The sequence below is a fragment of the Streptomyces sp. NPDC037301 genome (assembly GCF_055602785.1).
The window spans coordinates 1-21,514 of record NZ_JBVJWD010000055.1 but is presented as its reverse complement, the minus strand read 5'-3'; the positions used below and the strand labels follow the sequence as shown (position 1 = coordinate 21,514).

Here is a 21,514-nt window from a genome sequence, read left to right as displayed (position 1 = left end):
TCACCACATCCGAGCCACCGAGCTGATCGCGGGAAGGGGGCCGGGTTGCCTCAGGCCGTCGGCCCGCCCGCAAGGTCGGCCGGTTCCGGGTCGGAGGACAGGCGGGCGTGCAGATGCTCGTCGTGGTACGCGCCGTCGCCGAAGCGGTGGGAGTCGCGCAGCGTGCCCTCGGGAAGGTAGCCGCAGCGGTCGGCCACCCGGCAGGAAGCCTCGTTGCCGACAGCGTGGGCGATCTCGATCCGGCGGGCGTCGGCCGTCCTGAAGGCCCAGCTGGTCACCGCGCGAGTCGCTCTGGTGGCCACGCTGCGTCCACGGGCGGCCGGCAGCAACCAGTAGCCCATCATCGCCAGGCCGTCCGCACGGTCGACCCAGCGCACGGTGACATTGCCCAGCAGGGCTCCGTCGGCAGCGCCCAGCACAGCGAAGGAGGCGACGCTCCCCCGGTCCCAGCCACCTTCACGAACCTCCAGCGACGCCATGGCTTCGCTGCGGTCGGCCGCCGGGAAGGGATTCCAGAGAGCGATCAGCGGGTCCGCCGCGCCAGCGACCAGGCCGTCCAGCATCACGTCCAGCTCGGCGGCCTCCCGGCTCCATGGGCGCAGCAGTACGTCCCCCAGGTCGAGCGTGGCGCGGACGAAGGTCCGCCGGTCGGCGGGGTTCTGGGCAGCGACCGGGGATATGGGGGTGGTGGAGGTGTTCATGGCCCTCTTTCTACACAGCCACCCGGCGCACCGCCAGCGAATTTCCGCTGGTCACGGGAGTGCCGAGCCCGCTCAGCAGACCGCACCCGGCCCCGCCGCCGTCGCCCGGAGCAGATCCCGCACGAGGTCGTAGTCGATCGCCTCCGTCTTACGGAAGCGCAGGCAGCCTTTCCCCATGTCCTGCCCGGCCAGCCGCTCCGCGAAGGCCTCACGCACGTCGCTGCGCATCAGGTAGAAGGAGATGTACTGCTTCTGCGAGGCGAACGCGATCTCCGCGGTGCCGTCCCGCTCGTACGCGGGCATCCCGTACGCCATGACCTCGTCGAACCCGGCCAGCTCCGCCCGGCACAACTCCCGCAGCCTCGTCAGGGCGTCCCTGCGCTCCTCGGACACCTCGGCCAGATACCCGGCCACGTCCTTCGCCTCGCTCTTCACCATGCAACGAGGCTATGCCCGTCCCGTACGTCTGTCGCCCGGCCCGCACTCCGCATCGCCCTCCCCCTTGGCCGCGCACTCCACCCAGAGGAGCTTCCCACCCTGCCCGGGCAGCCCGCCGCGCATGGGGTACGCGCCCCAGCTCTCCGCGTAGAGGGTGACGAGGTAGAGCCCCCGCCCTCGTTCGGCGAGTTCCGCCGGGGCCTCGGCGGTCCATTGGAACGGGGCGGGGATGTGCGGGTTGGTGTCCCAGACGCTCAGCCGGATACGGCTGCGCCCGGCGTCGCGCAGACGGAGGGAGTACGCCCCCGAGGAGTGCAGGTACGCGTTGGTGACCAGCTCACTCGCCAGCAGTTCAGCGGTCTCGGTGAGTTCGCGCATCCCGTGTACGCGCAGGATGGTGCGGAGGGTTGCACGGGCCACGCCGGGGGCGCGGGGATCCTGCGGGAGTTGGAGGGTGTACGTCCAGGGCGGGGTTACCGTGGCACTGACCATGGAAGTCTCCGTTCACGGAGGGAAGTTGAATCATGGGTTTCCGGTTACCCGGTGACGAGGCCGCTCCGTCGAGCGGGGTACTTCCGGGCTGGTGGCCTGACATCCAAGGTAGCGACCGGCAGCTAACGCGTTAACCATTTTCTGGTGAATCAATAAACTGACACCCTTGTGGGTGACCAGCCGCTCAAGGAGGCGAACAAACCCGTGCGACCACATCCAACGGGTCGTCAACTTCGGTTCGGCAGTGAGCTGCGCAAACTCCGCGAGCGCGCAGGGCTCACTGCGACCCAGGCCGGTCAACTCCTGGGCGTGAAGCAGAACCAGATCAGCAACATGGAGGCTGGACGCATCGGCGTGAGCCTGGCGCGCCTACGCGCCCTGGCCGGCCAATACGAATGCGCCGACAAGGACATGGTCGCCGCGCTAGGGAACATGACCTCCGATCGCACACGCGGCTGGTGGGAGGAGTACCGAGAGATTCTGCCCGCGCCGCTCCTCGACCTGGCCGAAATCGAGCACCACGCCCGTCGGCTGCGGACGGCCGTCACCGTTCACATCCCCGGCCTCTTCCAAACTGCGGAGTACGCGCGCGAAGTCTTCCGCCAGGACGTACCGGAACTGTCGCCTCCCGACATCGAGCACCGCATCTCGTTCCGTATCAAACGACAGGCCGTGCTCTTCAGGGAATCACCGACACCACACCAGGCCGTTGTCCATGAGGCCGCACTGCGCATGCAGTTCGGCGGTCCGGCGGTGACCCGCAAGCAGCTTCAGCATCTTCTCGACATGAGCGAACGTGAGCACACCACTCTCCAGGTGATCCCATTCTCCGCGGGAACCTTTGCCGGGTCGGGTCAGTCGATCTACTACTTCCTCGGACCGGTTCCGCAGCTCGACACCGTCAACCTGGACCAGTCCCACGGTCCCGTTTTCCTCGACGCCGAGGCCCAGTTGGAGAAGTACCGCGTACTGCTCGGCCGCATGGAAGCCACCGCGCTGGACCGCGACACGTCCAGGAACTTCATCCACAACATCGCCCGCGACCTGTGAAGGAACCCACCATGCCCGCTCCCGCCTGGCAGAAGTCCTCCTACTGCGCCCAGGGCAATTCCTGCGTACACATAGCCGCCCCCGCCCCCGACACGGTCTGCCTCACCGAGAGCGGCGACCCCACCGGAGCGATACTCCGCACCACGCCCGCCGCCTGGGCCGCCCTCGTACGCGGCCTCAAGGAGAGCCGCCCCGATGACTGACTTCCCCGTCGCCCCCTCCAGCTGAACCCGTTCTCCGCAGGCATCTGTGACGGGGTGGCCCAATCGGTCCACTACTTCCTCGGGCCAGTCTCACGGTCCCGTTTTCCTCGGCGCCGAGGCCCAGTTGGAGAAGTACCGCGTACTGCTCGGCCGCATGGAAGCCACCGCGCTGGACCGTGACACGTCCAGGAACTTCATCCACGAAATCACCCGCGATCCGTGAAGGACCCCACCATGCCCGCTCCCACCTGGCGAAAGTCCTCGTACTGCGGTGAGGGCGAATCCTGCGTACACGTAGCCGCATCCGCCCCCGGCACGGTCTGCCTCACCGAGAGTGGCGACCCCACCGGAGCGATACTCCGCACCACACCCGCCGCCTGGGCCGCCCTCGTACGCACCCTCAAGGAGTGCGACCACCATGACTGACGCCCCCTCAGGGCCCTGACACAGGCCGGCCTGTTCCAGGTGCGGTGGGCAGTTCGACTCGGACGGTGAGGCCACCGTCGGGGCGGGGGGTGGCGGTGAGCTCGCCGTGGTGAGTCAGGGTGATCGCCCGGACCACGGCCAGTCCCAGCCCGGAGCCGTCGCTGCGGTGTTCCCGACCGCGCTGGAACGGTTCGAAGAGGGCGAGGAGTTCGTCCGGATCCAGCACCGGGCCGGTGTTGCCGACCTCGATGAAGGCAAGGCCACCGACGGTGCCCGTGGTCACCGTCGCCGCGCCGTCACGGTGGTTGTGCCGCACCGCGTTGGCCAGCAGGTTCAGTGCGATCTGCCGCAGCAGTGAGGGGTCGCCCGCGACCGGGGCGGGCGCCGGATCGGCGGTGATCCGGATGCCCGCTGTCCGGGCCTCGTCGGCCAGGTCCGCCAAGGCGTCCCTGGCGGCGTCCTCCAGGTCGACCGGATGCGGCGTCAGCTGCCCGCTCTCGCCACGCGCCAGTGTCAGCAGTGCCGCGATCAGGCGTTCACTGCGCGCGTTGGCGTCCAGCGCACGCTGGACGGCGGGTCTCAGGTCGGCCGGGACCCGGCCTTGGGCGAGCGGGATCTCCAGGGCGGTGCGCTGGAGGGTGAGCGGGGTGCGCAGTTCGTGCGAGGCGTGGGAGGTGAAGCGGCGCTGGGCGGTAAAGCTGCGGTCCAGGCGGTCGAGCATGGCGTCGAAGGTGTTGCCGAGTTCGCGGACCTCGTCGTGCGGGCCGGTCAGGCCGAGCCGTTCGTCCAGGGTGCTGCCGGCGCCGATCCGCCGGGCCGCCGCAGTGACCTGGCTGAGGCGGTGCAGCGAGCGGCTGCTGCCCCACCAGGCGAGCAACGCGGCGAGTGCGGTGAAGACGGCGAGCAACAGCAGGGAGCGCAGCAGCAGATCACTGAGGACGGTGTACTGAAAGTCCTCGAAGCGCTGGGCGGGGCTGGTGAGCGCAGCGGGCACCGAGGAGCCTTGCGGCGTGGCGATGTGGCTCGGCTCCACCTGGGCGGGAGCCAGCGCGCTCGCGGGGACAATGCGGTGGCGGTTTTCCTCCAGGAGTTGACGAGCGCTCAGCCAGTTCAGCAGGAGCAGCCCGCAACCGAGGAATGCGAAGACCGCCGTGGTCATCAGGGTCAGCCGGCCGCGCAGGGGCAGCCCGTGCAGCGAGAGTCGGCGACCGGTCCGGGCTCGGCTCACAGCCGGTACCCGTAGCCGGGGTCGTTGGTGATCAGTGGCGGTTCGCCGAGCTTGCGGCGCAGCGAGTGGACGGTGACCCGGACGGCAGTGGTGGCCGGGTCCAGCGCCGCGTCCCACAGGCTGTCCCGCAGCTGCTCGGTGTGGACCGGGGCGCCGTCCGCGGCCAGCAGCAGTTCCAGCACACCGAGCTCCTTGGGTGTCAGCTTCAGCGGCCGGCCGTCGCGTTCGGCGACCCTGCGCACGGTGTCCAGGTTGACGCCGTGTCTGCTCAGCACGGTGGCACTGCTGCCGGCCAGGGAGCGGCGGCCCAGCGCGCGCAGCCGGGCTATCAGCTCCAGGTACGAGAAGGGTTTGGCCAGGTAGTCGTCGGCGCCCTGACCGAGGCCGTCGACCAGGTCGGCGAGGGCGCCGGCGGCGGTGAGCATCAGGATTCTGGCCGGGTAGCCGGCTGTGTTCAGGGCCCGGCAGACGGCGTCCCCGCTCAGGTTGGGCAGGTGCCGGTCCAGGAGCAGGACGTCATACTCGGCGGCGGCCGTCATTTCGAGTGCGCGGGCGCCGTCGTGGGCGACGTCGCAGACCATGCCCTCGGCGCGCAGGCCCTCGGCGAGCATCGCAGCCAGGTCCACCTCGTCCTCGACGATCAGCACTCGCATCCTGTTCCACTCCACTCCACTCGCTGCACTCTGTCCTGCCCTGCCCTGGTCAACGATGCCCTGGTCAACGATGCCTCGGCAGGCGTTAGCCAGCGGTTAGGCACACACTCACCCGTGCATAACTCGTCGGTCCGTAGGAATGGCGGAGGTCAATGTCGACGTCCAGCAGGGAGAGCAGGAAATGCGTACCAAGACCGTACGGACCGTACTGGCGGCGACCGCCGTGACGGCGGCGCTGGTGATGACCGGATGCTCCTCACAGGGCACGGCGCCCAACGTGGCCGGGGGCGACGGCACGGAAAAGAGCAAGCCGCAGGACGACAACGCGGTCCGGCGGGCCTGGGTGGACTGCATGCACAAACAAGGGCAGACCAGCGTCGAGCAGGACAAGGACGGCAACATCACCTTCCCGGCCACCGGTGTCGACAGTCCCGGCTCGGCCAACGGCTTCGACGCGGCGAGCAAGGCCTGCGACGCCAAGGTCCCCGGCATCCACCAGGTCCAGCAGAAGGGCAACGAGAAGGCCGTCGAACAGGCGCGCGCCTTCGTCGCGTGCGCGCGGAAGAACGGCTACGCGGACATCCCTGACCCCGACCCCAAGAGCGGCATCCTCAACTTCACGGCGAAATCGTTCGACTCCGCCGCGTGGGACGCCCTCCAGCCGGCCTGCGGCAAGCTCCCGATGCCCGGCTACTCGATCGGTCAGTGATCATGAACCGCACTGTTGAGACCACCACCCCCGCCGACACCTCGCCCGCCCCCGCGCGAAAGAAGCGCCGTAAGGTCGTCATCGCGCTCGTCCTGGTCGCCGCGCTCGGCGGCTCGGGTGCGCTCGCCGCGATACGCCCCTGGGAGCACCACGGCACCGCCTCCGCGCAGCCGCCCGTCAGCCACGGCACCGTCGCGGTGCAGAAGGGCTCGCTGTCCACCGGCATCCAGGTCGGCGGCGCGCTCAGCTACGACACCCCGACTCCCGTCGTCGCCTCCGGCCACGGAACCATCACCGCCCTGCCCGCCGTCGGCTCCGTCGTCAAGGCGGGAGCGAAGCTCTACGAGGTCGACGGACGGCCCGTGGTGCTGCTCACCGGGGACCGGCCGATGTGGCGCGACCTCGGCCCCAAAATCAGTGACGGACCCGACGTCGAACAGCTCAAACGCAACCTGATCAAGCTCGGCCACGCCGACGGACTCGGCCTGACGGCCGACCAGAAGTTCACCCCTGCCACCGTCACCGCCGTCAAGCGCTGGCAGAAGGCCCTCGGTGAGAAGCAGACGGGGACGGTCGCGCTCGGCAGCGTCGTCATGCTGCCGCAGGCGGCCGTGCGGGTGCAGCAGCTCGGCGCACAGCTCGGCTCGACCCTCGGGGCCACCGCGGTCATGACCGTGACCGGCACCGACCTGGTCGCCACCGCGCAGCCCGCCGACAACCAGCTCTCCCAGTTCAAGCCCAACGGCCGGGTGACGGTGAAGCTGGCCAACGGCAGCACCATCGACGGACGCATTCGCTCACTGGTCCGCGGCGGTTCCGGCAACGGCGGGGACAACAGCTCGGACGGCTCCGGTGGCGCGGACAAGACCACCGTCACCATCGCGCTGGACCACCAGCGGCAGGCCAAGCAGGCCGGGCCCTCCTCCGTGACCGTCACCGTCGTCGGCGAGACCATCAGCGACGCGCTCATCGTCCCCGTCACCGCGCTGCTCGCCCTGGACGGCGGCGGTTACGGAGTCCAGGTCGTCAGCGGCACCACCACCCGGCTTGTCAGGATCCAGCTGGGACTGGTCGCCGACGCCAAGGCGCAGATCACCGGGGACGTCCAAGCCGGCGCCCAGGTGGTGATCCCGAAGTGATGCCCCACCAGCCACCCGGCAGGGCACCCGTGCTGGAACTCTCCGGCATCACCAAGGAGTATCCGGGATCACCGCCGCTGCGCATCCTGCACGGCATCGACCTCACCGTCGAAGCCGGAGAACTCCTCGCCGTCGTCGGCCCCTCCGGCTCCGGCAAGTCCACCCTCCTCGCGCTGCTCGGCTCCCTCGACCGGCCCACCGCGGGGAAGCTGCGCTTCGAAGGACGCGACCTGTCCGCGCTCTCCGACCCCGAACTGGCCGCCCTGCGCGCCCACCGGATCGGCTTCGTCTTCCAGCAGTTCTTCCTGCTGTCCGGGCTCACCACGGTCGAGAACGTCGCCACCGGCCTCCTCTACAGCGGCGTCCCCGCCTCACTCCGGCGCGCCAGAGCCGCCGAAGCCCTGCGCGAGGTAAGCCTCGGGCACCGACTCCGCCACCACCCCGACCAGCTCTCCGGTGGCGAGAAGCAGCGCGTCGCCATCGCCCGCGCCCTCGTCGGCCGCCCCGCACTGCTGCTCGCCGACGAACCCACCGGGGCCCTGGACAGCGTCTCCGGCGCCGCCGTCGTCGAACTGCTGCGCACCCTGAACGCCAACGGCACCACGGTCGTCGTCATCACCCACGACCGCGAGCTGGCCGCCTCCTTCCCCCGGCGAATCGCCCTCCACGACGGCCGCATCGACTTCGACGAACGCGGCCCGCACCCCGCAGGAGCTGTCCGATGACGCCACCCCTGCGCCGCACCCGGCTGCGCCCGACGGACATGCTGCGCCTCGGCATGATCGGACCACGCACCCGCAAGATGCGCTCCGCCCTGTCCGCGCTCGGCATCTCCCTGGGCATCGCCGCCGTCATCGCCGTGACCGGGATCTCCGCCTCCAACCAGGCGCACCTGCTGGAGCGCCTGGACCGGCTCGGCTCCAACCTGATCACCGTCGCCCCCGGCAACGGCGCCGACCAGAAGCCGGTGCCGCTGCCGCCCACGGCCGAGAAGATGCTGGCCAACATCGCCCCCGTGCAACAGGTCACCGCGACCGGGGCCACCAAGGCCCAGGTCTACCGCAACGACCTGGTCCCGGCGCAGCAGACCAACAGCCTCACCGTGCTGGCCACGCGGCTCAACCTGCTCGACGTCCTGCACGCCACTCTGCAGAGCGGGCGCTGGCTGGACAAGGCGAGTGAGAACCTCCCGGTGACCGTGCTCGGTGACCAGGCCGCGCTCCGGCTCGGCGTGACCGCGCCGGGTGAGCGGGTCTGGCTGGGCGGACAGTGGTTCGTCGTCACCGGAATCCTGGCCCCGAACGAGCTCGCACCCGAGCTCGGCACCGCCGCCCTGGTCGGCTGGCCCGAGGCCACCGCCCACCTGGGCGCGGACGGCACCGCCGCCATGGTCTACCTCAGGGCCCACCCCGAACGCGTCCCTGACGTACAGACCGTTGCCGGAGCCACCGCCGACCCCGCCAACCCAAGCACGGTCGCGGTCAGCCGCCCTTCCGACCTGTACACGGCACGGGCCGAGACCAAGAACTCCCTCACCGGACTGGTCCTCGCCCTCGCTGCGGTCGCCCTGCTCGTGGGCGGCGTCGGCATCGCCAACACCATGGTGGTGGGTGTGATGGAACGCCGCGGCGAGGTCGGACTGCGCCGCGCGCTGGGCGCCCGAGGCGGCCAGATCGCCGTTCAGTTCCTGATCGAGGCCGTACTGATGGGCCTCATCGGAGGAGTCGGCGGGCTGTTCGTGGGCGGCCTCGCGGTCTACGGCTACGCCCTCGCACAGGGCTGGCCCGCCTCCATCCCGCTCTACACGGTCATCGCCGGACCGCTGGTGTCGGTACTGGTGGCGGCCGTCGCCGGAATCTACCCGGCACTGCGCGCAGCCAGGGTGTCCCCGACAGACGCCCTGCGCTCGGCCTGACCGACGGCACCGGAGTCGCCGGCTGGGCCTGACCACGCGGCGGCAACGGTCCGGGCGGATTCACCGACGCCCGCCACACCCGTCCCGCCCGCCCGGCCCGTCCCCGGCCTGTTCCTCCGCCTTTGCCGCACATTCCACCCAGAGCAGCTTCCCGCCCTGCCCCGGCAGCCCGGTCCTCATGGGGTATGCACCCCAGCTCTCCGCGTAGAGGGTGACGAGGTACAACCCACGCCCTCGTTCGGCAAGCTCCGCCGGGGCCTCGGCGCTCCACCGGAACGGGGCGGGGATGTGTGGGTTGGTGTCCCAGACGCTCAGCCGGATACGGCTGCGCCCGGCGTCGCGCAGGCGCAGGGAATACGGCCCCGAGGAGTGCAGGTAGGCGTTGGTGACCAGCTCACTCGCCAACAGTTCGGCGGTCTCGGTGAGTTCGCGCATCCCGTGTACGCGCAGGATGGTGCGGAGGGTGGCACGGGCCACGCCGGGGGCGCGGGGATCCTGCGGGAATTGGAGGGTGTACGTCCAGGGCGGGGATACCGTGGCACTGACCATGGAAGTCTCCGTTCACGGAGGGAAGTTGAATCATGGGTTTCCGGTTACCCGGTGACGAGGCCGCTCCGTCGAGCGGGGTACTTCCGGGCGGGTGGCCTGAATCAGAGATTAAGCTGCTGCAAGGATTGCTTGCAGCAGTTGACCGGAATCCTTGACCTGAACCACTCGTGTGAGTGACAACCCAACTCAGCCGCTCCCAAGGGAGAGTTCGACATGGCAGGCAGGGCCGCCGCTACCGCACGTCGCACACGGCTCGGCGCCGAGCTGCGCAAAATGCGGGAACGTGCCGGGATGACCACCACTCAGGCAGCCGACCTCCTGGGCACGAGCTCGGGGCAGCTCAGCAACATAGAGGTGGCGCGGTTCGGTGTGAGCGCCGACCGGGTACGGGTCGCGGCCCACACGTACTCCTGCACCGACCAAGCACTGATTGACGCGCTGGTCGCCATGGCAAGTGACCGCAGGCGTGGCTGGTGGGAGGAGTACCGGGAGATCCTGCCGCCCAAGCTGCTCGACCTGGCCGAGATCGAGCACCATGGCACCGGCCTGCATGCGGCGCACAGCATCCACATCCCCGGCCTGCTCCAGACCGTGGATCACGCCCGGGAGATCTACCGGCAGGCCGTTCCCGAGTTGTCTCCACCGGAGATCGAGCATCGCGTCTCCTACCGCATCAAGCGGCAGGAAGTGCTTTACCGGATGGCCCCTGTCCCCTATCAGGCCGTCATTCACGAGGCCGCTCTGCGCATGATGTTCGGTGGTCCGAATATCGCCCGGGGACAGCTCCAGCACCTGCTCGGGATGAGCGAGCTCCCCCACGCGACGATCCGCGTGATCCCCTTCGAGGCCACGTACTATCCGGGCTCGGGTCAGTCCGTGTACTACGTACGCGGACCGGTACCCGCACTCGATACGGCGCAGCTCGACCAGTCGCACGGACCCGTGTTCATCGACGCGGAGGCCCAGTTGGCCCAGTACCGCCTGCTGCTCGAACGACTCGACGACGCGGCTCTGAACGTCGAGCGGTCCCGAGAACTCATCCACAAGGCCGCCCAGTGCCTGTGAAAGGAACCACGATGTCCGCACACACCTGGCAGAGGTCGTCCTACTGCGCACAGGGCGAAGCCTGCGTGCACGTAGCCGCGGCCCGTACCGGAGCAATAGAACTCACCGAGTCCGGCGACCCCACCGGCGCGATACTCCGCACCACGCCCGCCGCGTGGGCCGCCCTCGTACGTACCCTCAAGGAGAGCCACCGCCATGACTGACATCCCCGCCGACCTCACCTGGATCCGTGCCGCTCCCGAGGGCGAGGAGGGCCCCGGCCCCTGGATCGAGATCGCCTTCGGCCCGGACGAACTCGTATACCTCCGCGAGACCGGCGACCCCACCAACATCGTCACAACCACCCAGGCGAAATGGGACGCCTTCACCAAGGGCGTCCAGGCGGGCGAGTTCGACCACTTCGCCGAACTCGACGGCGACCAAGGCACAGTGGCACCGGCCTGACCGGAGCTGGAACAAGACGCGTTGCGACACTCCCCCCCTGGTCAGCAACCACGTGGGGAGGCCATGTGAAGGCGTGGGAAGTTCGCCGGATTCGAACAGGCGAAGCTCCGTGCGGACGCCTCCGCTGACGGATAGCGTCATGTTCACGGTGAGGGAGGGCGAGATCACGGCAGAACGTGCGGTTCCGCCTCGCGTGGTGGCCGCAGAGCGTGTCGCCTCCGAGGCGGGATTCAAGAAGAGTTGCATCCCTGAAGTGGGCAGGTTGCTCAGGCTGGCCGCTGCTGCGAAACCCCACGGAATCATTGCGGAGAGCGGCACCGGCTCGGGAGTGGGCACCGCCTGGCTGCACAGTGGCCTTGGCTCCGACGCACGCCTGATCACCGTAGAGCGTGACGCGGAGCTGGCCCGTCGAGCGGCCAGTGTCTTCGCGGACGACAAGCGCGTCAGCGTTCTCACCGGGGACTGGCGACTGCTTGAACAACATGCCCCCTTCGACGTCTTCTTCTGCGACGGCGGCCCGTACCCTTCAATCAGGCTCGATCGGGCATGAGCGGCAGCCCCGGGACATCGGTGCCGCTGCTCGCCCTCGCTGCTGCTTGCCGCGTACCCCAAGGCCTACCGCGACCAGTACGGGAACGAACTGCTGGCCTGCCTCGCCGAGGCGCACCCCGGACGCGGCTGGCCGCCGCCCCGCGAGGTCGTCGCCGCTGCGCATCGCCCCCGGCAGCCGCGCCATCGGCTTCCACTCCACCGGCTGGTGTCCATGGGCCCGGGGGCTCGGCACGCACACGCGGATGCTGCCCTACGGCCTGCTCCCGCTGGTCACCGTGGCCGCACCCGTGGATGTGGGCAGTGAGATTGCGACAACGGTACGGAAGGGTGACGTCACGGCCCCGTCCGGCCGAGGAGAAGCTCGCCGGCGACGAGCGTCAGCACATCGGGGCGGTGCACGGCCAGGGCCGGGGCTGCCGTGGGCCAGGCGTCCCGCCATGTGTCCGGCCGCTCGGCCCCGGGCATGGTCAACGGCATGAACGACGACCCGGGCCGGATACTCCGCTGGAACTTCTTCATCGGCGGACACCTGAGCGCCTCGGTGCCCGTACGCCTCGTAGAGCGCACCGAGGCGGGCCAGCTGGTGTGGATGGAGACCGGCACACCGATGTGGCGTACGAAGCTTCCGCGCGGGGCACACCTGCGGGACATCGCCCCGCACGAGCGCCCGGCCGGCGGGTACCCCTTGGTCGCCGACCGGTGGCCCATGGGCAGCGCGCTCTTCTACCAGCCGACCGGTGCCGCGCACTCCGTCCTCTGGCTCTTCGGCCGCAGACGGAAGTTCCGTGGCTGGTACGTAAATCTGGAGCGCCGGGTCCACCACGGCGACGACATCGACATCACCGACCACGAGCTCGACATCAATGTGGCCCCGGACCGGAGCTGGCAGTGGAAGGACGAGCAGTCCTTCGCCGAGAAGACCGGTGACCCTGCCTACTGGTCGGCCGACGAAGCGTCAGCCATCCGAAGCGAGGGCACCTCGGTCGTACGGCTCGCCGAGGCCGGAACGTTTCCCTTCGACGGCACCTGGTGCGATTTCCGGCCGCCGCCGACCTGGACGACACCACCCCGGCCACCCGTCCCACGCCACCCCCTGCTCTGACCACCCCCTGCTCTGACCAGCCACTGCGCTGACCAGCCCTGCCTAAGAGTCTCGGCCAGGGTGGCGGGATGACAGTCATTGCCCGGGGTCACCCTCCGTGATACACAGAGTAACCATACGAATTCGGTCATACACCGATTCGATCCGCAGGTCAGGGCGGTCGGACCGGTCAAACGTGCGAGATCCGGGTAAAAAGAGCCGTCAAGCCGTCGCACCAGAGCAGTTTCATCAGCGAAGATAGAGAGCGACCCATGTCGTGTGGCAGGGGCACTGAACTACCCAACAGGGGCGGTGACTTACATGATCCTGGCAGCTGAAAAGGGCGACATCACCACCATCATCGGCGGAATCGCCCCGAATTGGGGGCCGTTCGGGACCTTGGGCAACGAGGCCCGCGTAATGATCGAGGTCGTGATGGCCATTGCCATCCTGCTCTGCCTCGGCATCGCGGTCTGGGGTGCGGCAAAGCAGCGCATCGGCGCCACGGCACTGCGCGACACATTCAGCGCGGAGCAGGGCAAGGGGCTGATCGTTGCCGGTCTGACCGGTGTGTTCATCATCGGATCACTGGGCACCTTGTTCACCATCGTCTACGGGATGGCCGTCTGACCGGCCGTCATCCCATGTCCGGGGCAGTCCCGCCCGCTCCCACACCATCCGTCCGTCGTGCCCACCGGCAGAGGTTACGTTTCCCTGATGTCGAGTCACCACACCGCGTCCGCGCGGCAACCCGCACGGCTACCGTCGTACTACCCGGTTCAGGAAACGGTTGAGGGGGCGTACGCGGCATGAGCCTCGACGACGAGAACGGCTACGGCAGCGGTTCAGGTCGTACGGACGATGGATACAGCACCATCGGCGGTACGCGCCAGACCCGTACCCGCCTCCCCGACGGCGAGGGCGGCGACGGCTACAGCACCCCCCGCCGCCCCGCCCGCAGCTCCCGCTCCCTCGTCACGGTGGTCGGCGTGGTCGTCCTCCTGATCGCGGCTATCGCGTTCGCGAACATGGGCGGAGGCGGCGGAGACGGCAGTGGCGGCTCGGGGAATGGGAAGAGCAAGCCGGATTCGTCGTCCACGGCGGCCACGGGGACGAAGCCGGTGACGGGGAAGAACGGTTCGATTCCTTCGGGGTTCGCCCATGACGAGCAGGGGGCGCAGAGCGCGGCGTCCAACTTTGCGGTGGCGCTGGGCTCTGTCGGGATGTTCAACGCAGACACACGCCAGAGCATCGTTCAGGCCACCCACGACCCGGCCGTCGCGGAAGACCTGCTGGCCGCACTGACAAAGGCCTACTCACCGGGATTCCTCGAGAACGTCGGTCTCAATGAGGACGGCACCACTCCCAGTGGCCTGACCTTCGTTTCTCGTACCGTCCCGGTCGGCACGAAGGTGGTCGAACATAACGGCGACACAGCCACCGTCGAGGTCTGGTGCACGGGGCTCGTCGGCATGGCCGGACAGGGTTCCACCAAACCCGTGACCGCAACGTGGTTCACCATCTCGGAAAAGCTCAAGTGGGTCGGGGGCGACTGGAAGATCGAGTCGTCGAGCCAGACGGAAGGCCCCACACCCGTCAACGGCGACAACAGGGCATCTACTGCGGACGACATCGCTGGTGCGGTTGAGGGATACGGAGGCTTCACCTATGCCCGATAGCCACCGCCCACGTGCGCGCTCCCTCGTAACGCTCCTGAGTAGCCTTCCGGCCACGGTTATCCTGCTGGCTTCGCAAGCCGCTGCGGCCCCGTCTCCGTCGCCCACGCCCTCTCCCAGCAAGAGCGACAACGCCTGCGACCTCATCGTCGGGCTCGCCAAGGACTACTGCGAAAACGGCGACGCAGGCGCCCCCAAATCCGACCCCTCCTCCACCCTCGACAACTCCCTGGACCCCCTCTCCTCCCTCGCCCGCGGCTGCGCCGACGCCGCCGCATGGATCGTCGGCAAGCTCAGCGAGGCCGTGAAGCAAACCGCGAACGTCGACTTCACCAACGAGACCTTCCGGCAGCAGTACGCGATCGTGTTCGCGGCCTCCGCCATCCTCACGCTCGTCCTGTGGCTGTTCGCCGTCGCCAAGCGCGCCATCCGTGGTGTCCCGCTCACCACCGCGATCTCCGAAGCCGTCGGATTCCTCTGGCTGACGGTCATCGCCTCAGCCTTCACCCCACTCGTCCTCTACGTGGTCGTATCAGCCACCGACGGCGTCAGTGACGTGATCGCCTCGGCCACGGGAAACAAGGCCGACGTCTTCTTCGGGTCGTTCGCCGAAGCGCTCAAGAAGGGCTCCGACATCGGCGGCGGACCGATCATGCTGATCGTCGTCTCGCTCGTCTCGATCCTCGCCGCGGGCGTCCTCTACCTGGAGCTCGTCATCCGCGCCGCCCTGCTCTACGTGGGCGCCCTCCTCGGCACCGTCGTCTACGCGGGGCTCGTCGACAAGAACATGTGGGGCCACGTGCGCCGCTGGGCGGGCATCATGATCGCGGTGATCATGGTGAAACCGGTCATCGTCATCGTGCTGGGGCTGGCCGGCGCGCTCTCCGGGGACGACGGGCCGAACGCGTTCTCCTCCGTCGTGTCCGGCCTCGCCATCATCCTGCTCGCGATCTTCGCCTCCGCGATGATCTACCGGTTCGTTCCCGGCTTCGGCGACGAGATCCAGGGCGCCCGCACCAACCGCAAGCAGGCCACCGACGGCTCCCAGGCCGCCGCGATGATCAGCTCCCCTGCCGCTCTCGTCTCCCAGGGCATCAAGACCCACAGCAGCCGCAGCGGCCAGAACGGCGGCGACAGCGGCAGCGGCGGGGCCCGGCCCGCCAACCCGGTCAGCGGCGGTGTCGCCGCCCACAGCTCCCGCAACTCCGGCGGCGGGAGCGGAGTCGGCGGCGGATCTGTCTCCTCCGCCGCACCTCCGCCCCGCAGCGGATCGGGACCGACCTCCGGCACCCCCCACGGCAGCCGCTCCCCCCGAGGTGGCGGATCAGGCAGTTCAGGTAACAACAGCACGGGAGGTGGAGGGCGTTGACGACTCAGTCCCACACGATCGCGCCCCGCCGTACGTATCTCATCGGCCGGGCCCGGCCGAACGCGATCGTCGGCAAGAACCGCGAGACCGGCGAGATCGCGCTGATCATCGCCGGTGCGTTCTTCGGCATGATGAGCGGACTGCTCGTCCCCTACCTGGCCCCGCGGATCGTGCTGCTCGCAGGCTTCCCCCTCCTCGCCCTCGCGATCGTGTACCTCCCGTACAAGCACCGCACCCTCTACAAGTGGTTTGAGATCAACCGCAGCTACAAGCGCACCCTGCGCCGCGGTACGACCTACCGTTCCGCCGTCATGGAGGCGGGCGTCGGCGCCGACGGGCGCGAGGTCGAGATCGGGCCGCCCCCCGGCATCGGCCGGATCAACTGGCTCGCCGCCCCCTTCGGCCCGGACGAGATCGCCGTACTCCTGCACGCCGACCGCCGCACCGTGACCGCCGCGATCGAGATCGAAGGCCCCGGCGTCGGGCTGCGCGACAGCGAGGACCAGGAAGCGCTCGTCGACCGGTTCGGCACGCTGCTGAAGCATGTCGCCAACGGCGACGGCTTCGTGACCCGCATTCAGATGCTCGCCCGCACCCTCCCCGCCGACCCCGACGCCCACGCCAAGGACGTCGCCCAACGCGGCGACAAGACGTCCCCGGGCTGGCTGCAGGAGTCGTACGACCAGCTGCAGTCCATGGTCTCCACCTCCAGCGAGCAGCACCGCGCCTACCTCGTCGCCTGCATGCACTACACCCGTGAGCTGGCCGCCGAGGCCAATGCCATGGCCCGCGCCGCCCGCCCCCAGGCCGGCCGCAAACTGGACCGGGACGCGGGTCTCGCCGTCGTCATGGCGCGCGAACTCACCGACATCTGCGCCCGCCTCGCCGAGGCCGACATCCGGGTGCGCCAGCCGCTCGGCCAGAGCCGGCTCGCCTCCCTCGTGCACTCGATGTACGACCCCGACCACCCCATCGACCACATCCAGGCCATGACCAAGCGCAACGCCTGGCCCGCCGAACTGGACGCGGTCGAACCGACGTTCCTCCAGGCGAAGACCCGCGAATCGGTCACCCGCGCGCCCTGGTGCCACTCCACGGCCTGGGTGAAGGAGTGGCCGATGACACCCGTCGGCGTCAACTTCCTGGCCCCGCTGCTCGTCCACACGCCCGATGTGATCCGTACGGTCGCGGTCTGCATGGACCTCGAACCCACCGAGATCGCCATCGAGCGGATGCTCACCGAGAAGACCAACGACGAGGCGGAAGCCAGCCGTCAGGCCAAGATGAACCGCACCGTCGACCCGCGCGACATCGCCGCGCACGGCCGGCTCGACCAGCGGGGTGAAGATCTCGCGAGCGGCGCGGCCGGAGTGAACCTGGTGGGGTACATCACCGTGTCCTCGCGTTCACCCGAATCCCTGGCCCGCGACAAGCGGACGATCCGTGCTTCGGCCGGAAAGTCGTATCTGAAACTGGAGTGGTGCGACCGCGAGCACCACCGCGCCTTCGTGAACACCCTGCCGTTCGCCACCGGCATCCGTCGCTGACCGCAAACAACCGAGAGAATCGAGAGGGAGGTCGGTCACGCCATGCGAGATCCGCTGTCCGCGCTGTCGGACGCCTTCACCGCCTTCCTCTTCGGGAAGGTGGAGACGACCAGGCTGCCCGTCCGGACGTCGACCGGACAGGCCCAGGCCGTCTACCTGCCCACCGCGGCCCCCGGCCTCGGCGACTCCGGCGTGATCATCGGCCGCGAGGTGTACTCCGGCAAGGGCTACATCTACGACCCCTTCCAGCTGTACGGGCAGCAGCTGCCCGCCCCGCACTGGCTGGTGCTCGGCGAGTCCGGCAACGGCAAGTCCGCGCTGGAGAAGACGTACGTGCTCCGCCAGCTCCGCTTCCGCGACCGGCAGGTCGTCGTCCTGGACGCCCAGGGCGAGGACGGCGTCGGCGAGTGGAACCTCATCGCCCAGGAGCTCGGCCTCACCCCGATCCGCCTCGACCCGACCTCCGCGCTCAACGGCGGCATCCGGCTCAACCCGCTCGACCCCACGATCACCACGACCGGCCAGCTCGCCCTGCTCCGTACGATCATCGAAGTCGCCATGGGGCACGGCCTGGACGAACGGTCCGGCTTCGCGCTGAAGGTCGCCCACGCGTACGTCAACGAGACGATCACCGACCGGCAGCCGGTCCTGACCGACATCGTCGACCAGCTGCGCCACCCGGAACCCGAGTCCGCCGAGGCGATGAACGTCGACATAGATGACGTACGGGCCTGGGGCCTCGATGTCGCCCTCGTCCTGGACCGCCTGGTCGACGGTGACCTGCGCGGCATGTTCGACGGACCGACGAGCGCCGGCATCGACCTCGACGCCCCGCTGATCGTCTTCGACCTGTCACACATCGACCGGAACTCGATCGCGATGCCGATCCTGATGGCGATCGTCGGCGTCTGGCTGGAACACACCTGGATCAGGCCCGACCGGAAGAAACGCATCTTCCTGGTCGAAGAGGCCTGGCACATCATCAACTCGCCCTTCGTGGCCCAGCTCTTCCAGCGCCTGCTGAAGTTCGGGCGCCGGCTGGGTCTCTCGTTCGTGGCCGTCGTACACCACCTCAGCGACGTCGTCGACGGGGCGGCGGCCCGCGAGGCCGCGGCGATCCTCAAAATGGCCTCGACCCGCACGATCTACGCCCAGAAGGCCGACGAGGCCAGAGCCACGGGCCGCGTACTCGGCCTGCCCCGATGGGCGGTCGAAATCATCCCGACCCTCACCCCCGGCATCGCGGTCTGGGACGTCAACGGCAACGTCCAGGTGGTCAAACACCTGATCACCGAGGCGGAACGCCCCCTGGTCTTCACCGACCGCGCCATGACCGAGTCGTCCGCGACCGAACTCCTCCCGGAGGACGTACGCGCCGCCGAGCTGGAGGCGGAGCAGCGCGCGGCACGGATCGAGCACCAACAACGACTGAACGAGTCGTCCGAGTCAACGGTGGCATGACATGGCAGGGCGCGGCGAGGTACGTACCGGCGGCAGCGGAGGCGGCGGAGGCATCCCGGACGGCCTGCTGATCGGCCTGCTGGCCTTCCTGCTCGGGCTGACGCTGCTGGCGTGGACGGCCACCGGCCTGGCCGGACTGTTCACGCACGGCGCCTGGCCGGAGGGGGTCACCCTCGCCGAGACCCCGTTGGCGATGCGACAACTCGTCACCACCCCGCACGACATCCCGGCCGCCTGGCCGAACACCCCGGCGGGCGAACTCTCCGGGTACGGACTGTTCTGGGGCCTGTTCATAGGCGAACTGATGGTGCTGCTGGTGCTGACGGTCTTCGTGATAGGGGTGGTGACCCGCTGGCGGCTGGTACGGGCACAGCAGCGGAGCCAACGGTACGGGGACGAGGACATGCCCGTACCGTCCCAGCGGCAGGAGCACCGGCCCGAGGCCCAGAACCCACAGCAGACGGAGCCGCAGCCAAAACCCGAGCCGGGGCCTCGACCGACGGTCCACTCCCCGGTGGCCGTGCCCGAACCCGTACCCGCACCCGCACCCGCACCCGCACCCGCACCCGCACCCGCACCCGTGGAGCACACCCCGCCCGAGCCCACCTTCCCCTCTCCCCGGACCCCCTTCGTCGTCTACGGACCGGCCGCCACCCGCCGCCCCACCGTCATCCAGGCGATCCAGGAGGCCGACGGGCCCGCGCTCGTCGTCACCTCCGACCCCACCGTCTGGGCCGAGACGAAGGACGCCCGCGCCAAGCTCGGCCCGGTCCTCGTCTACGACCCGGGCCACCTCTGCGACACCCCGGCCCGCCTCCACTGGTCCCCCACGGCCGGCTGCGAACAGCCCGACACGGCCGCCGCCCGCTCCACCGCGCTCCTCGCCCCGGTCCGGCCGCAGGCCCGGATCGACGCGACGACGGCCGACACCGCGGAAACGCTCCTGAAGTGCTGGCTGCACGCCGCCGCCATCGACGGCAGGCCCTTCCGCCAGGTCCACCGCTGGGCCCTCGGCGGCAGCGCCCACGAACCGGTGCGCCTGCTCCGTACCCACCCCAAGGCAGCCTCCGGGCTCGCCGGCGTGCTGGAGTCCGCACTGACCGCCCATCCCGAACGCCGCGAGATGGCACAGGAATTGACGGTACGGGCCTTCGCCGCGCTCTCCTCGGTCCACATCCGCGAGGCCTGCACACCGAACCGGGCCGATTCGCTCGTGCTGGAATCTTTCGCGGGCGAGGGGGGCACCCTTTATGTGGTGGGTGAACCGATCGAGGATCCCCGCTCGGGTCCCGGAGCGATGCCCCTGCTCACGGCACTCGCCTCACACGTGGTCGAGCACGGCCGCCGCATGGCCGCACGGTCAACCGACGGTCGGCTCGACCCACCAATGACGCTCGTACTCGACGACGTCGCCGCGGTGGCGCCCCTGCCCCGGCTCCCGGAGCTGCTGTCGACCGGCCAGGCCCGGGGCCTGCCGACGCTGGCCCTCCTCCGCTCCCAGGAACAGGCCCGCTCCCGCTGGCCCCAAGACCTCACCGGCTCACGCTAGCGGGGCGAACCCGGCGCCACGCACCTACACCGGCCGCCCCACCGCATACCCCAGCTCCCGCGCAGACGGGTCGCCCGGCACAGGCACCGACTCCCCGGTGGCCACAAACCCGATCCGCCGATAGAGCGCCGCAGCCCGCGCGTTGTCCTCGTGCACATACAGCCGCACCCGCTCGATCCGCGGCTCCACCAACGACCACGCCCAGCCCGTCCCGGCCCGGAACAACTCTTCGGCCAGTCCCTCTCCCCGTGCCTCGGGCCGTACGAACACGCCGACCACATGCGCCTGATGGACGTCGGCCGCCTCCGCGAACCGCACCTCCCCACCACCGGTGGTGGACCCGACGGCGGCGGGCAGGGAATCACCGGGACGCGCGAACGGGCGTCCCTCTACGACGGCACACTCGAAGCAGGCCCACTACCGAAGGCCACCGCCACGGATTCAGCCGCGGGCGGCTGGCGGGTTCGGCTCCGACTCCCCCTGGCGGACACACCCTCGTGACGACCGTGCTCACCGCGGACAACCAGCCGATGCAACGTTTCGGCTTCCGCATGCTGCTGGAGAGCCAGGACGACATGACCGTCGTCGGCGAGGCCGCCAACGGCCACGAGGCCCTGGGCCTCGTCTTCCGGCACCATCCGGACGTGGCCCTGATGGACATCCGGATGCCACTCCTGGACGGCATCGAAGCCACCCGTCGCATCATCAGAGCCGGTGCCCGTACGCGCGTCCTCATCGTCACGACGTTCGACCTCGACCGGTACGCGTACGACGGCCTCCGCGCCGGCGCCAGCGGCTTCCTCATCAAGGACGCACTGCCGAGGAACTCCTCTCCGGCATCCGAGCTGTGGCAAGCGGCGACGCAGTGGTCGCCCCCAGCCTCACCCGCCGTCTTCTGGACGCGTATGTGCAACACCTGCCGACCGTTCCCGGCGGCCCCTCCACCCTGGACGCACGCATCGCGACCCCCACCGAACGGGAAAGGGAAATCCTCACGGTCATCGGCCGGGGCTGGACCAATACGGAGATCGCCGAACGGCTCCACCTCGGCGAATCAACGGTGAAAACACACGTCACGCGCATCCTCGCCAAAACGGGATCCCGCGACCGCGTCCAGGCAGTCATCCTGGCCTACGACACCCACCTGGTCACCCCCGCCTGACAGCAAAGAGGGGTGAACGCAGAAAAGCCCCGTGCCACAAGGGCACGGGGCTTTCCCGTAAAAGGAGTTCGGCGGCGTCCTACTCTCCCACAGGGTCCCCCCTGC

24 protein-coding genes and 3 pseudogenes are annotated in these 21,514 nt (G+C 69.3%); 19 read left to right on the top strand and 8 right to left on the bottom strand.

Features of this window, described 5'->3' with window-relative positions:
* Positions 1 to 50 precede the first annotated feature (50 nt).
* From ACZ7IB_RS41780 to ACZ7IB_RS41770, 3 genes are all read right to left on the bottom strand, one after another.
* A complete protein-coding gene (locus ACZ7IB_RS41780) occupies positions 51 to 701 on the bottom strand; it encodes a GNAT family N-acetyltransferase (RefSeq protein ID WP_470920012.1) in 651 nt (216 codons plus the stop codon).
* Positions 702 to 773: 72 nt separating this feature from the next.
* Positions 774 to 1,139 carry an iron chaperone gene (locus tag ACZ7IB_RS41775; RefSeq protein ID WP_470920010.1) on the bottom strand — a complete coding sequence of 122 codons (366 nt, stop codon included), beginning with the start codon at positions 1,137 to 1,139 and terminating at the stop codon, positions 774 to 776.
* A 9-nt stretch (positions 1,140 to 1,148) separates the two neighbouring features.
* Complete coding sequence (locus ACZ7IB_RS41770) at positions 1,149 to 1,631, bottom strand: ATP-binding protein (protein ID WP_470920008.1); 483 nt, start codon at positions 1,629 to 1,631, stop codon at positions 1,149 to 1,151.
* 204 nt (positions 1,632 to 1,835) lie between these two features.
* Here ACZ7IB_RS41770 and ACZ7IB_RS41765 point away from each other — a divergent pair, with 204 nt between their 5' ends.
* From ACZ7IB_RS41765 to ACZ7IB_RS41755, 3 genes are all read left to right on the top strand, one after another.
* Complete coding sequence (locus tag ACZ7IB_RS41765) at positions 1,836 to 2,681, top strand: helix-turn-helix domain-containing protein (protein WP_470920006.1); 846 nt, start codon at positions 1,836 to 1,838, stop codon at positions 2,679 to 2,681.
* An 11-nt stretch (positions 2,682 to 2,692) separates the two neighbouring features.
* Positions 2,693 to 2,884: a DUF397 domain-containing protein gene (locus ACZ7IB_RS41760; protein ID WP_470920005.1), complete on the top strand. Its 192-nt coding sequence runs from the start codon at positions 2,693 to 2,695 to the stop codon at positions 2,882 to 2,884.
* Between the two features lie 234 nt (positions 2,885 to 3,118).
* A complete protein-coding gene (locus ACZ7IB_RS41755; RefSeq protein WP_470920003.1) occupies positions 3,119 to 3,310 on the top strand; it encodes a DUF397 domain-containing protein in 192 nt (63 codons plus the stop codon).
* 7 nt (positions 3,311 to 3,317) lie between these two features.
* Here ACZ7IB_RS41755 and ACZ7IB_RS41750 read toward each other — a convergent pair whose 3' ends face one another.
* Together ACZ7IB_RS41750 and ACZ7IB_RS41745 are read right to left on the bottom strand one after the other, a co-directional pair.
* Positions 3,318 to 4,538: a sensor histidine kinase gene (locus ACZ7IB_RS41750; RefSeq protein ID WP_470920002.1), complete on the bottom strand. Its 1,221-nt coding sequence runs from the start codon at positions 4,536 to 4,538 to the stop codon at positions 3,318 to 3,320.
* Positions 4,535 to 5,191 carry a response regulator transcription factor gene (locus ACZ7IB_RS41745; RefSeq protein ID WP_470920000.1) on the bottom strand — a complete coding sequence of 219 codons (657 nt, stop codon included), beginning with the start codon at positions 5,189 to 5,191 and terminating at the stop codon, positions 4,535 to 4,537. The genes ACZ7IB_RS41750 and ACZ7IB_RS41745 overlap by 4 nt, the downstream gene beginning before the upstream one ends.
* A 181-nt stretch (positions 5,192 to 5,372) precedes the next feature.
* On the opposite strand from ACZ7IB_RS41745, the gene ACZ7IB_RS41740 reads away from it, so the two are divergent.
* From ACZ7IB_RS41740 to ACZ7IB_RS41725, 4 genes are read left to right on the top strand one after another with little or no spacing between them, the layout of a single operon-like run.
* A complete protein-coding gene (locus ACZ7IB_RS41740) occupies positions 5,373 to 5,900 on the top strand; it encodes a hypothetical protein (RefSeq protein ID WP_470919999.1) in 528 nt (175 codons plus the stop codon).
* Between the two features lie 2 nt (positions 5,901 to 5,902).
* Positions 5,903 to 7,039 carry a peptidoglycan-binding protein gene (locus ACZ7IB_RS41735; RefSeq protein ID WP_470919998.1) on the top strand — a complete coding sequence of 379 codons (1,137 nt, stop codon included), beginning with the start codon at positions 5,903 to 5,905 and terminating at the stop codon, positions 7,037 to 7,039.
* Positions 7,039 to 7,764 (top strand): ABC transporter ATP-binding protein, encoded by a 726-nt coding sequence (locus ACZ7IB_RS41730; protein ID WP_470919996.1) that lies wholly within the window; start codon positions 7,039 to 7,041, stop codon positions 7,762 to 7,764. Before ACZ7IB_RS41735 ends, ACZ7IB_RS41730 begins: the two co-directional genes overlap by 1 nt.
* Entirely contained in the window at positions 7,761 to 8,954 is a 1,194-nt protein-coding gene (locus ACZ7IB_RS41725) for an ABC transporter permease (protein WP_470919995.1), read from the top strand. Before ACZ7IB_RS41730 ends, ACZ7IB_RS41725 begins: the two co-directional genes overlap by 4 nt.
* Positions 8,955 to 9,014: 60 nt before the next feature.
* Here the strand turns inward: ACZ7IB_RS41725 and ACZ7IB_RS41720 are convergent, their stop codons facing one another.
* Complete coding sequence (locus tag ACZ7IB_RS41720; protein WP_470919994.1) at positions 9,015 to 9,503, bottom strand: ATP-binding protein; 489 nt, start codon at positions 9,501 to 9,503, stop codon at positions 9,015 to 9,017.
* A gap of 213 nt (positions 9,504 to 9,716) precedes the next feature.
* On the opposite strand from ACZ7IB_RS41720, the gene ACZ7IB_RS41715 reads away from it, so the two are divergent.
* From ACZ7IB_RS41715 to ACZ7IB_RS41700, 4 genes and pseudogenes are all read left to right on the top strand, one after another.
* Positions 9,717 to 10,568, top strand: coding sequence for a Scr1 family TA system antitoxin-like transcriptional regulator (locus tag ACZ7IB_RS41715; protein WP_470919992.1), 852 nt, complete (start codon positions 9,717 to 9,719; stop codon positions 10,566 to 10,568).
* An 11-nt stretch (positions 10,569 to 10,579) separates the two neighbouring features.
* A complete protein-coding gene (locus tag ACZ7IB_RS41710) occupies positions 10,580 to 10,771 on the top strand; it encodes a DUF397 domain-containing protein (protein ID WP_470919991.1) in 192 nt (63 codons plus the stop codon).
* Entirely contained in the window at positions 10,764 to 11,012 is a 249-nt protein-coding gene (locus ACZ7IB_RS41705; protein WP_470919989.1) for a DUF397 domain-containing protein, read from the top strand. Before ACZ7IB_RS41710 ends, ACZ7IB_RS41705 begins: the two co-directional genes overlap by 8 nt.
* A gap of 139 nt (positions 11,013 to 11,151) precedes the next feature.
* Positions 11,152 to 11,529, top strand: a pseudogene (locus ACZ7IB_RS41700) (O-methyltransferase); the annotation flags it as partial.
* Positions 11,530 to 11,897: 368 nt separating this feature from the next.
* Here ACZ7IB_RS41700 and ACZ7IB_RS41695 read toward each other — a convergent pair.
* Positions 11,898 to 12,029, bottom strand: coding sequence for a hypothetical protein (locus tag ACZ7IB_RS41695; RefSeq protein ID WP_470919987.1), 132 nt, complete (start codon positions 12,027 to 12,029; stop codon positions 11,898 to 11,900).
* Between the two features lie 10 nt (positions 12,030 to 12,039).
* Between ACZ7IB_RS41695 and ACZ7IB_RS41690 the strand changes: the two genes are divergently transcribed.
* From ACZ7IB_RS41690 to ACZ7IB_RS41660, 7 genes are all read left to right on the top strand, one after another.
* Positions 12,040 to 12,666: a ribonuclease FAU-1 family protein gene (locus ACZ7IB_RS41690; protein WP_470919985.1), complete on the top strand. Its 627-nt coding sequence runs from the start codon at positions 12,040 to 12,042 to the stop codon at positions 12,664 to 12,666.
* Between the two features lie 300 nt (positions 12,667 to 12,966).
* Positions 12,967 to 13,275 carry a hypothetical protein gene (locus tag ACZ7IB_RS41685; protein WP_018101695.1) on the top strand — a complete coding sequence of 103 codons (309 nt, stop codon included), beginning with the start codon at positions 12,967 to 12,969 and terminating at the stop codon, positions 13,273 to 13,275.
* A 179-nt stretch (positions 13,276 to 13,454) separates the two neighbouring features.
* On the top strand, positions 13,455 to 14,324 hold the full coding sequence (locus ACZ7IB_RS41680) for a DUF8175 domain-containg protein (protein ID WP_470919983.1): 870 nt from the start codon (positions 13,455 to 13,457) through the stop codon (positions 14,322 to 14,324).
* Complete coding sequence (locus tag ACZ7IB_RS41675) at positions 14,314 to 15,690, top strand: hypothetical protein (protein WP_470919982.1); 1,377 nt, start codon at positions 14,314 to 14,316, stop codon at positions 15,688 to 15,690. Before ACZ7IB_RS41680 ends, ACZ7IB_RS41675 begins: the two co-directional genes overlap by 11 nt.
* Positions 15,687 to 17,237 carry an SCO6880 family protein gene (locus ACZ7IB_RS41670; RefSeq protein WP_470919980.1) on the top strand — a complete coding sequence of 517 codons (1,551 nt, stop codon included), beginning with the start codon at positions 15,687 to 15,689 and terminating at the stop codon, positions 17,235 to 17,237. The genes ACZ7IB_RS41675 and ACZ7IB_RS41670 overlap by 4 nt, the downstream gene beginning before the upstream one ends.
* 42 nt (positions 17,238 to 17,279) lie before the next feature.
* Positions 17,280 to 18,698: an ATP-binding protein gene (locus tag ACZ7IB_RS41665; protein ID WP_470919978.1), complete on the top strand. Its 1,419-nt coding sequence runs from the start codon at positions 17,280 to 17,282 to the stop codon at positions 18,696 to 18,698.
* A gap of 1 nt (position 18,699) precedes the next feature.
* On the top strand, positions 18,700 to 20,247 hold the full coding sequence (locus ACZ7IB_RS41660; protein ID WP_470919977.1) for a type IV secretory system conjugative DNA transfer family protein: 1,548 nt from the start codon (positions 18,700 to 18,702) through the stop codon (positions 20,245 to 20,247).
* A 24-nt stretch (positions 20,248 to 20,271) separates the two neighbouring features.
* Here the strand turns inward: ACZ7IB_RS41660 and ACZ7IB_RS41655 are convergent.
* Positions 20,272 to 20,568, bottom strand: a pseudogene (locus ACZ7IB_RS41655) (GNAT family N-acetyltransferase); the annotation flags it as partial.
* A 176-nt stretch (positions 20,569 to 20,744) separates the two neighbouring features.
* Between ACZ7IB_RS41655 and ACZ7IB_RS41650 the strand changes: the two are divergent.
* A pseudogene (locus ACZ7IB_RS41650) lies at positions 20,745 to 21,409 on the top strand (response regulator).
* Positions 21,410 to 21,514 lie beyond the last annotated feature (105 nt).

Bases quoted from the DNA above. Each gene is read 5' to 3' on its own strand.
- ACZ7IB_RS41695 (WP_470919987.1), bottom strand. From the start codon at position 12,029: ATGCCCGGGGCCGAGCGGCCGGACACATGGCGGGACGCCTGGCCCACG.
- ACZ7IB_RS41740 (WP_470919999.1), top strand. From the start codon at position 5,373: ATGCGTACCAAGACCGTACGGACCGTACTGGCGGCGACCGCCGTGACG.
- ACZ7IB_RS41690 (WP_470919985.1), top strand. From the start codon at position 12,040: ATGAACGACGACCCGGGCCGGATACTCCGCTGGAACTTCTTCATCGGC.
- ACZ7IB_RS41720 (WP_470919994.1), bottom strand. From the start codon at position 9,503: ATGGTCAGTGCCACGGTATCCCCGCCCTGGACGTACACCCTCCAATTC.
- ACZ7IB_RS41755 (WP_470920003.1), top strand. From the start codon at position 3,119: ATGCCCGCTCCCACCTGGCGAAAGTCCTCGTACTGCGGTGAGGGCGAA.
- ACZ7IB_RS41715 (WP_470919992.1), top strand. From the start codon at position 9,717: ATGGCAGGCAGGGCCGCCGCTACCGCACGTCGCACACGGCTCGGCGCC.
- ACZ7IB_RS41710 (WP_470919991.1), top strand. From the start codon at position 10,580: ATGTCCGCACACACCTGGCAGAGGTCGTCCTACTGCGCACAGGGCGAA.
- ACZ7IB_RS41730 (WP_470919996.1), top strand. From the start codon at position 7,039: ATGCCCCACCAGCCACCCGGCAGGGCACCCGTGCTGGAACTCTCCGGC.
- ACZ7IB_RS41735 (WP_470919998.1), top strand. From the start codon at position 5,903: ATGAACCGCACTGTTGAGACCACCACCCCCGCCGACACCTCGCCCGCC.
- ACZ7IB_RS41725 (WP_470919995.1), top strand. From the start codon at position 7,761: ATGACGCCACCCCTGCGCCGCACCCGGCTGCGCCCGACGGACATGCTG.
- ACZ7IB_RS41780 (WP_470920012.1), bottom strand. From the start codon at position 701: ATGAACACCTCCACCACCCCCATATCCCCGGTCGCTGCCCAGAACCCC.
- ACZ7IB_RS41675 (WP_470919982.1), top strand. From the start codon at position 14,314: ATGCCCGATAGCCACCGCCCACGTGCGCGCTCCCTCGTAACGCTCCTG.
- ACZ7IB_RS41685 (WP_018101695.1), top strand. From the start codon at position 12,967: ATGATCCTGGCAGCTGAAAAGGGCGACATCACCACCATCATCGGCGGA.
- ACZ7IB_RS41760 (WP_470920005.1), top strand. From the start codon at position 2,693: ATGCCCGCTCCCGCCTGGCAGAAGTCCTCCTACTGCGCCCAGGGCAAT.
- ACZ7IB_RS41705 (WP_470919989.1), top strand. From the start codon at position 10,764: ATGACTGACATCCCCGCCGACCTCACCTGGATCCGTGCCGCTCCCGAG.
- ACZ7IB_RS41680 (WP_470919983.1), top strand. From the start codon at position 13,455: ATGAGCCTCGACGACGAGAACGGCTACGGCAGCGGTTCAGGTCGTACG.
- ACZ7IB_RS41775 (WP_470920010.1), bottom strand. From the start codon at position 1,139: ATGGTGAAGAGCGAGGCGAAGGACGTGGCCGGGTATCTGGCCGAGGTG.
- ACZ7IB_RS41665 (WP_470919978.1), top strand. From the start codon at position 17,280: ATGCGAGATCCGCTGTCCGCGCTGTCGGACGCCTTCACCGCCTTCCTC.
- ACZ7IB_RS41660 (WP_470919977.1), top strand. From the start codon at position 18,700: ATGGCAGGGCGCGGCGAGGTACGTACCGGCGGCAGCGGAGGCGGCGGA.
- ACZ7IB_RS41770 (WP_470920008.1), bottom strand. From the start codon at position 1,631: ATGGTCAGTGCCACGGTAACCCCGCCCTGGACGTACACCCTCCAACTC.
- ACZ7IB_RS41745 (WP_470920000.1), bottom strand. From the start codon at position 5,191: ATGCGAGTGCTGATCGTCGAGGACGAGGTGGACCTGGCTGCGATGCTC.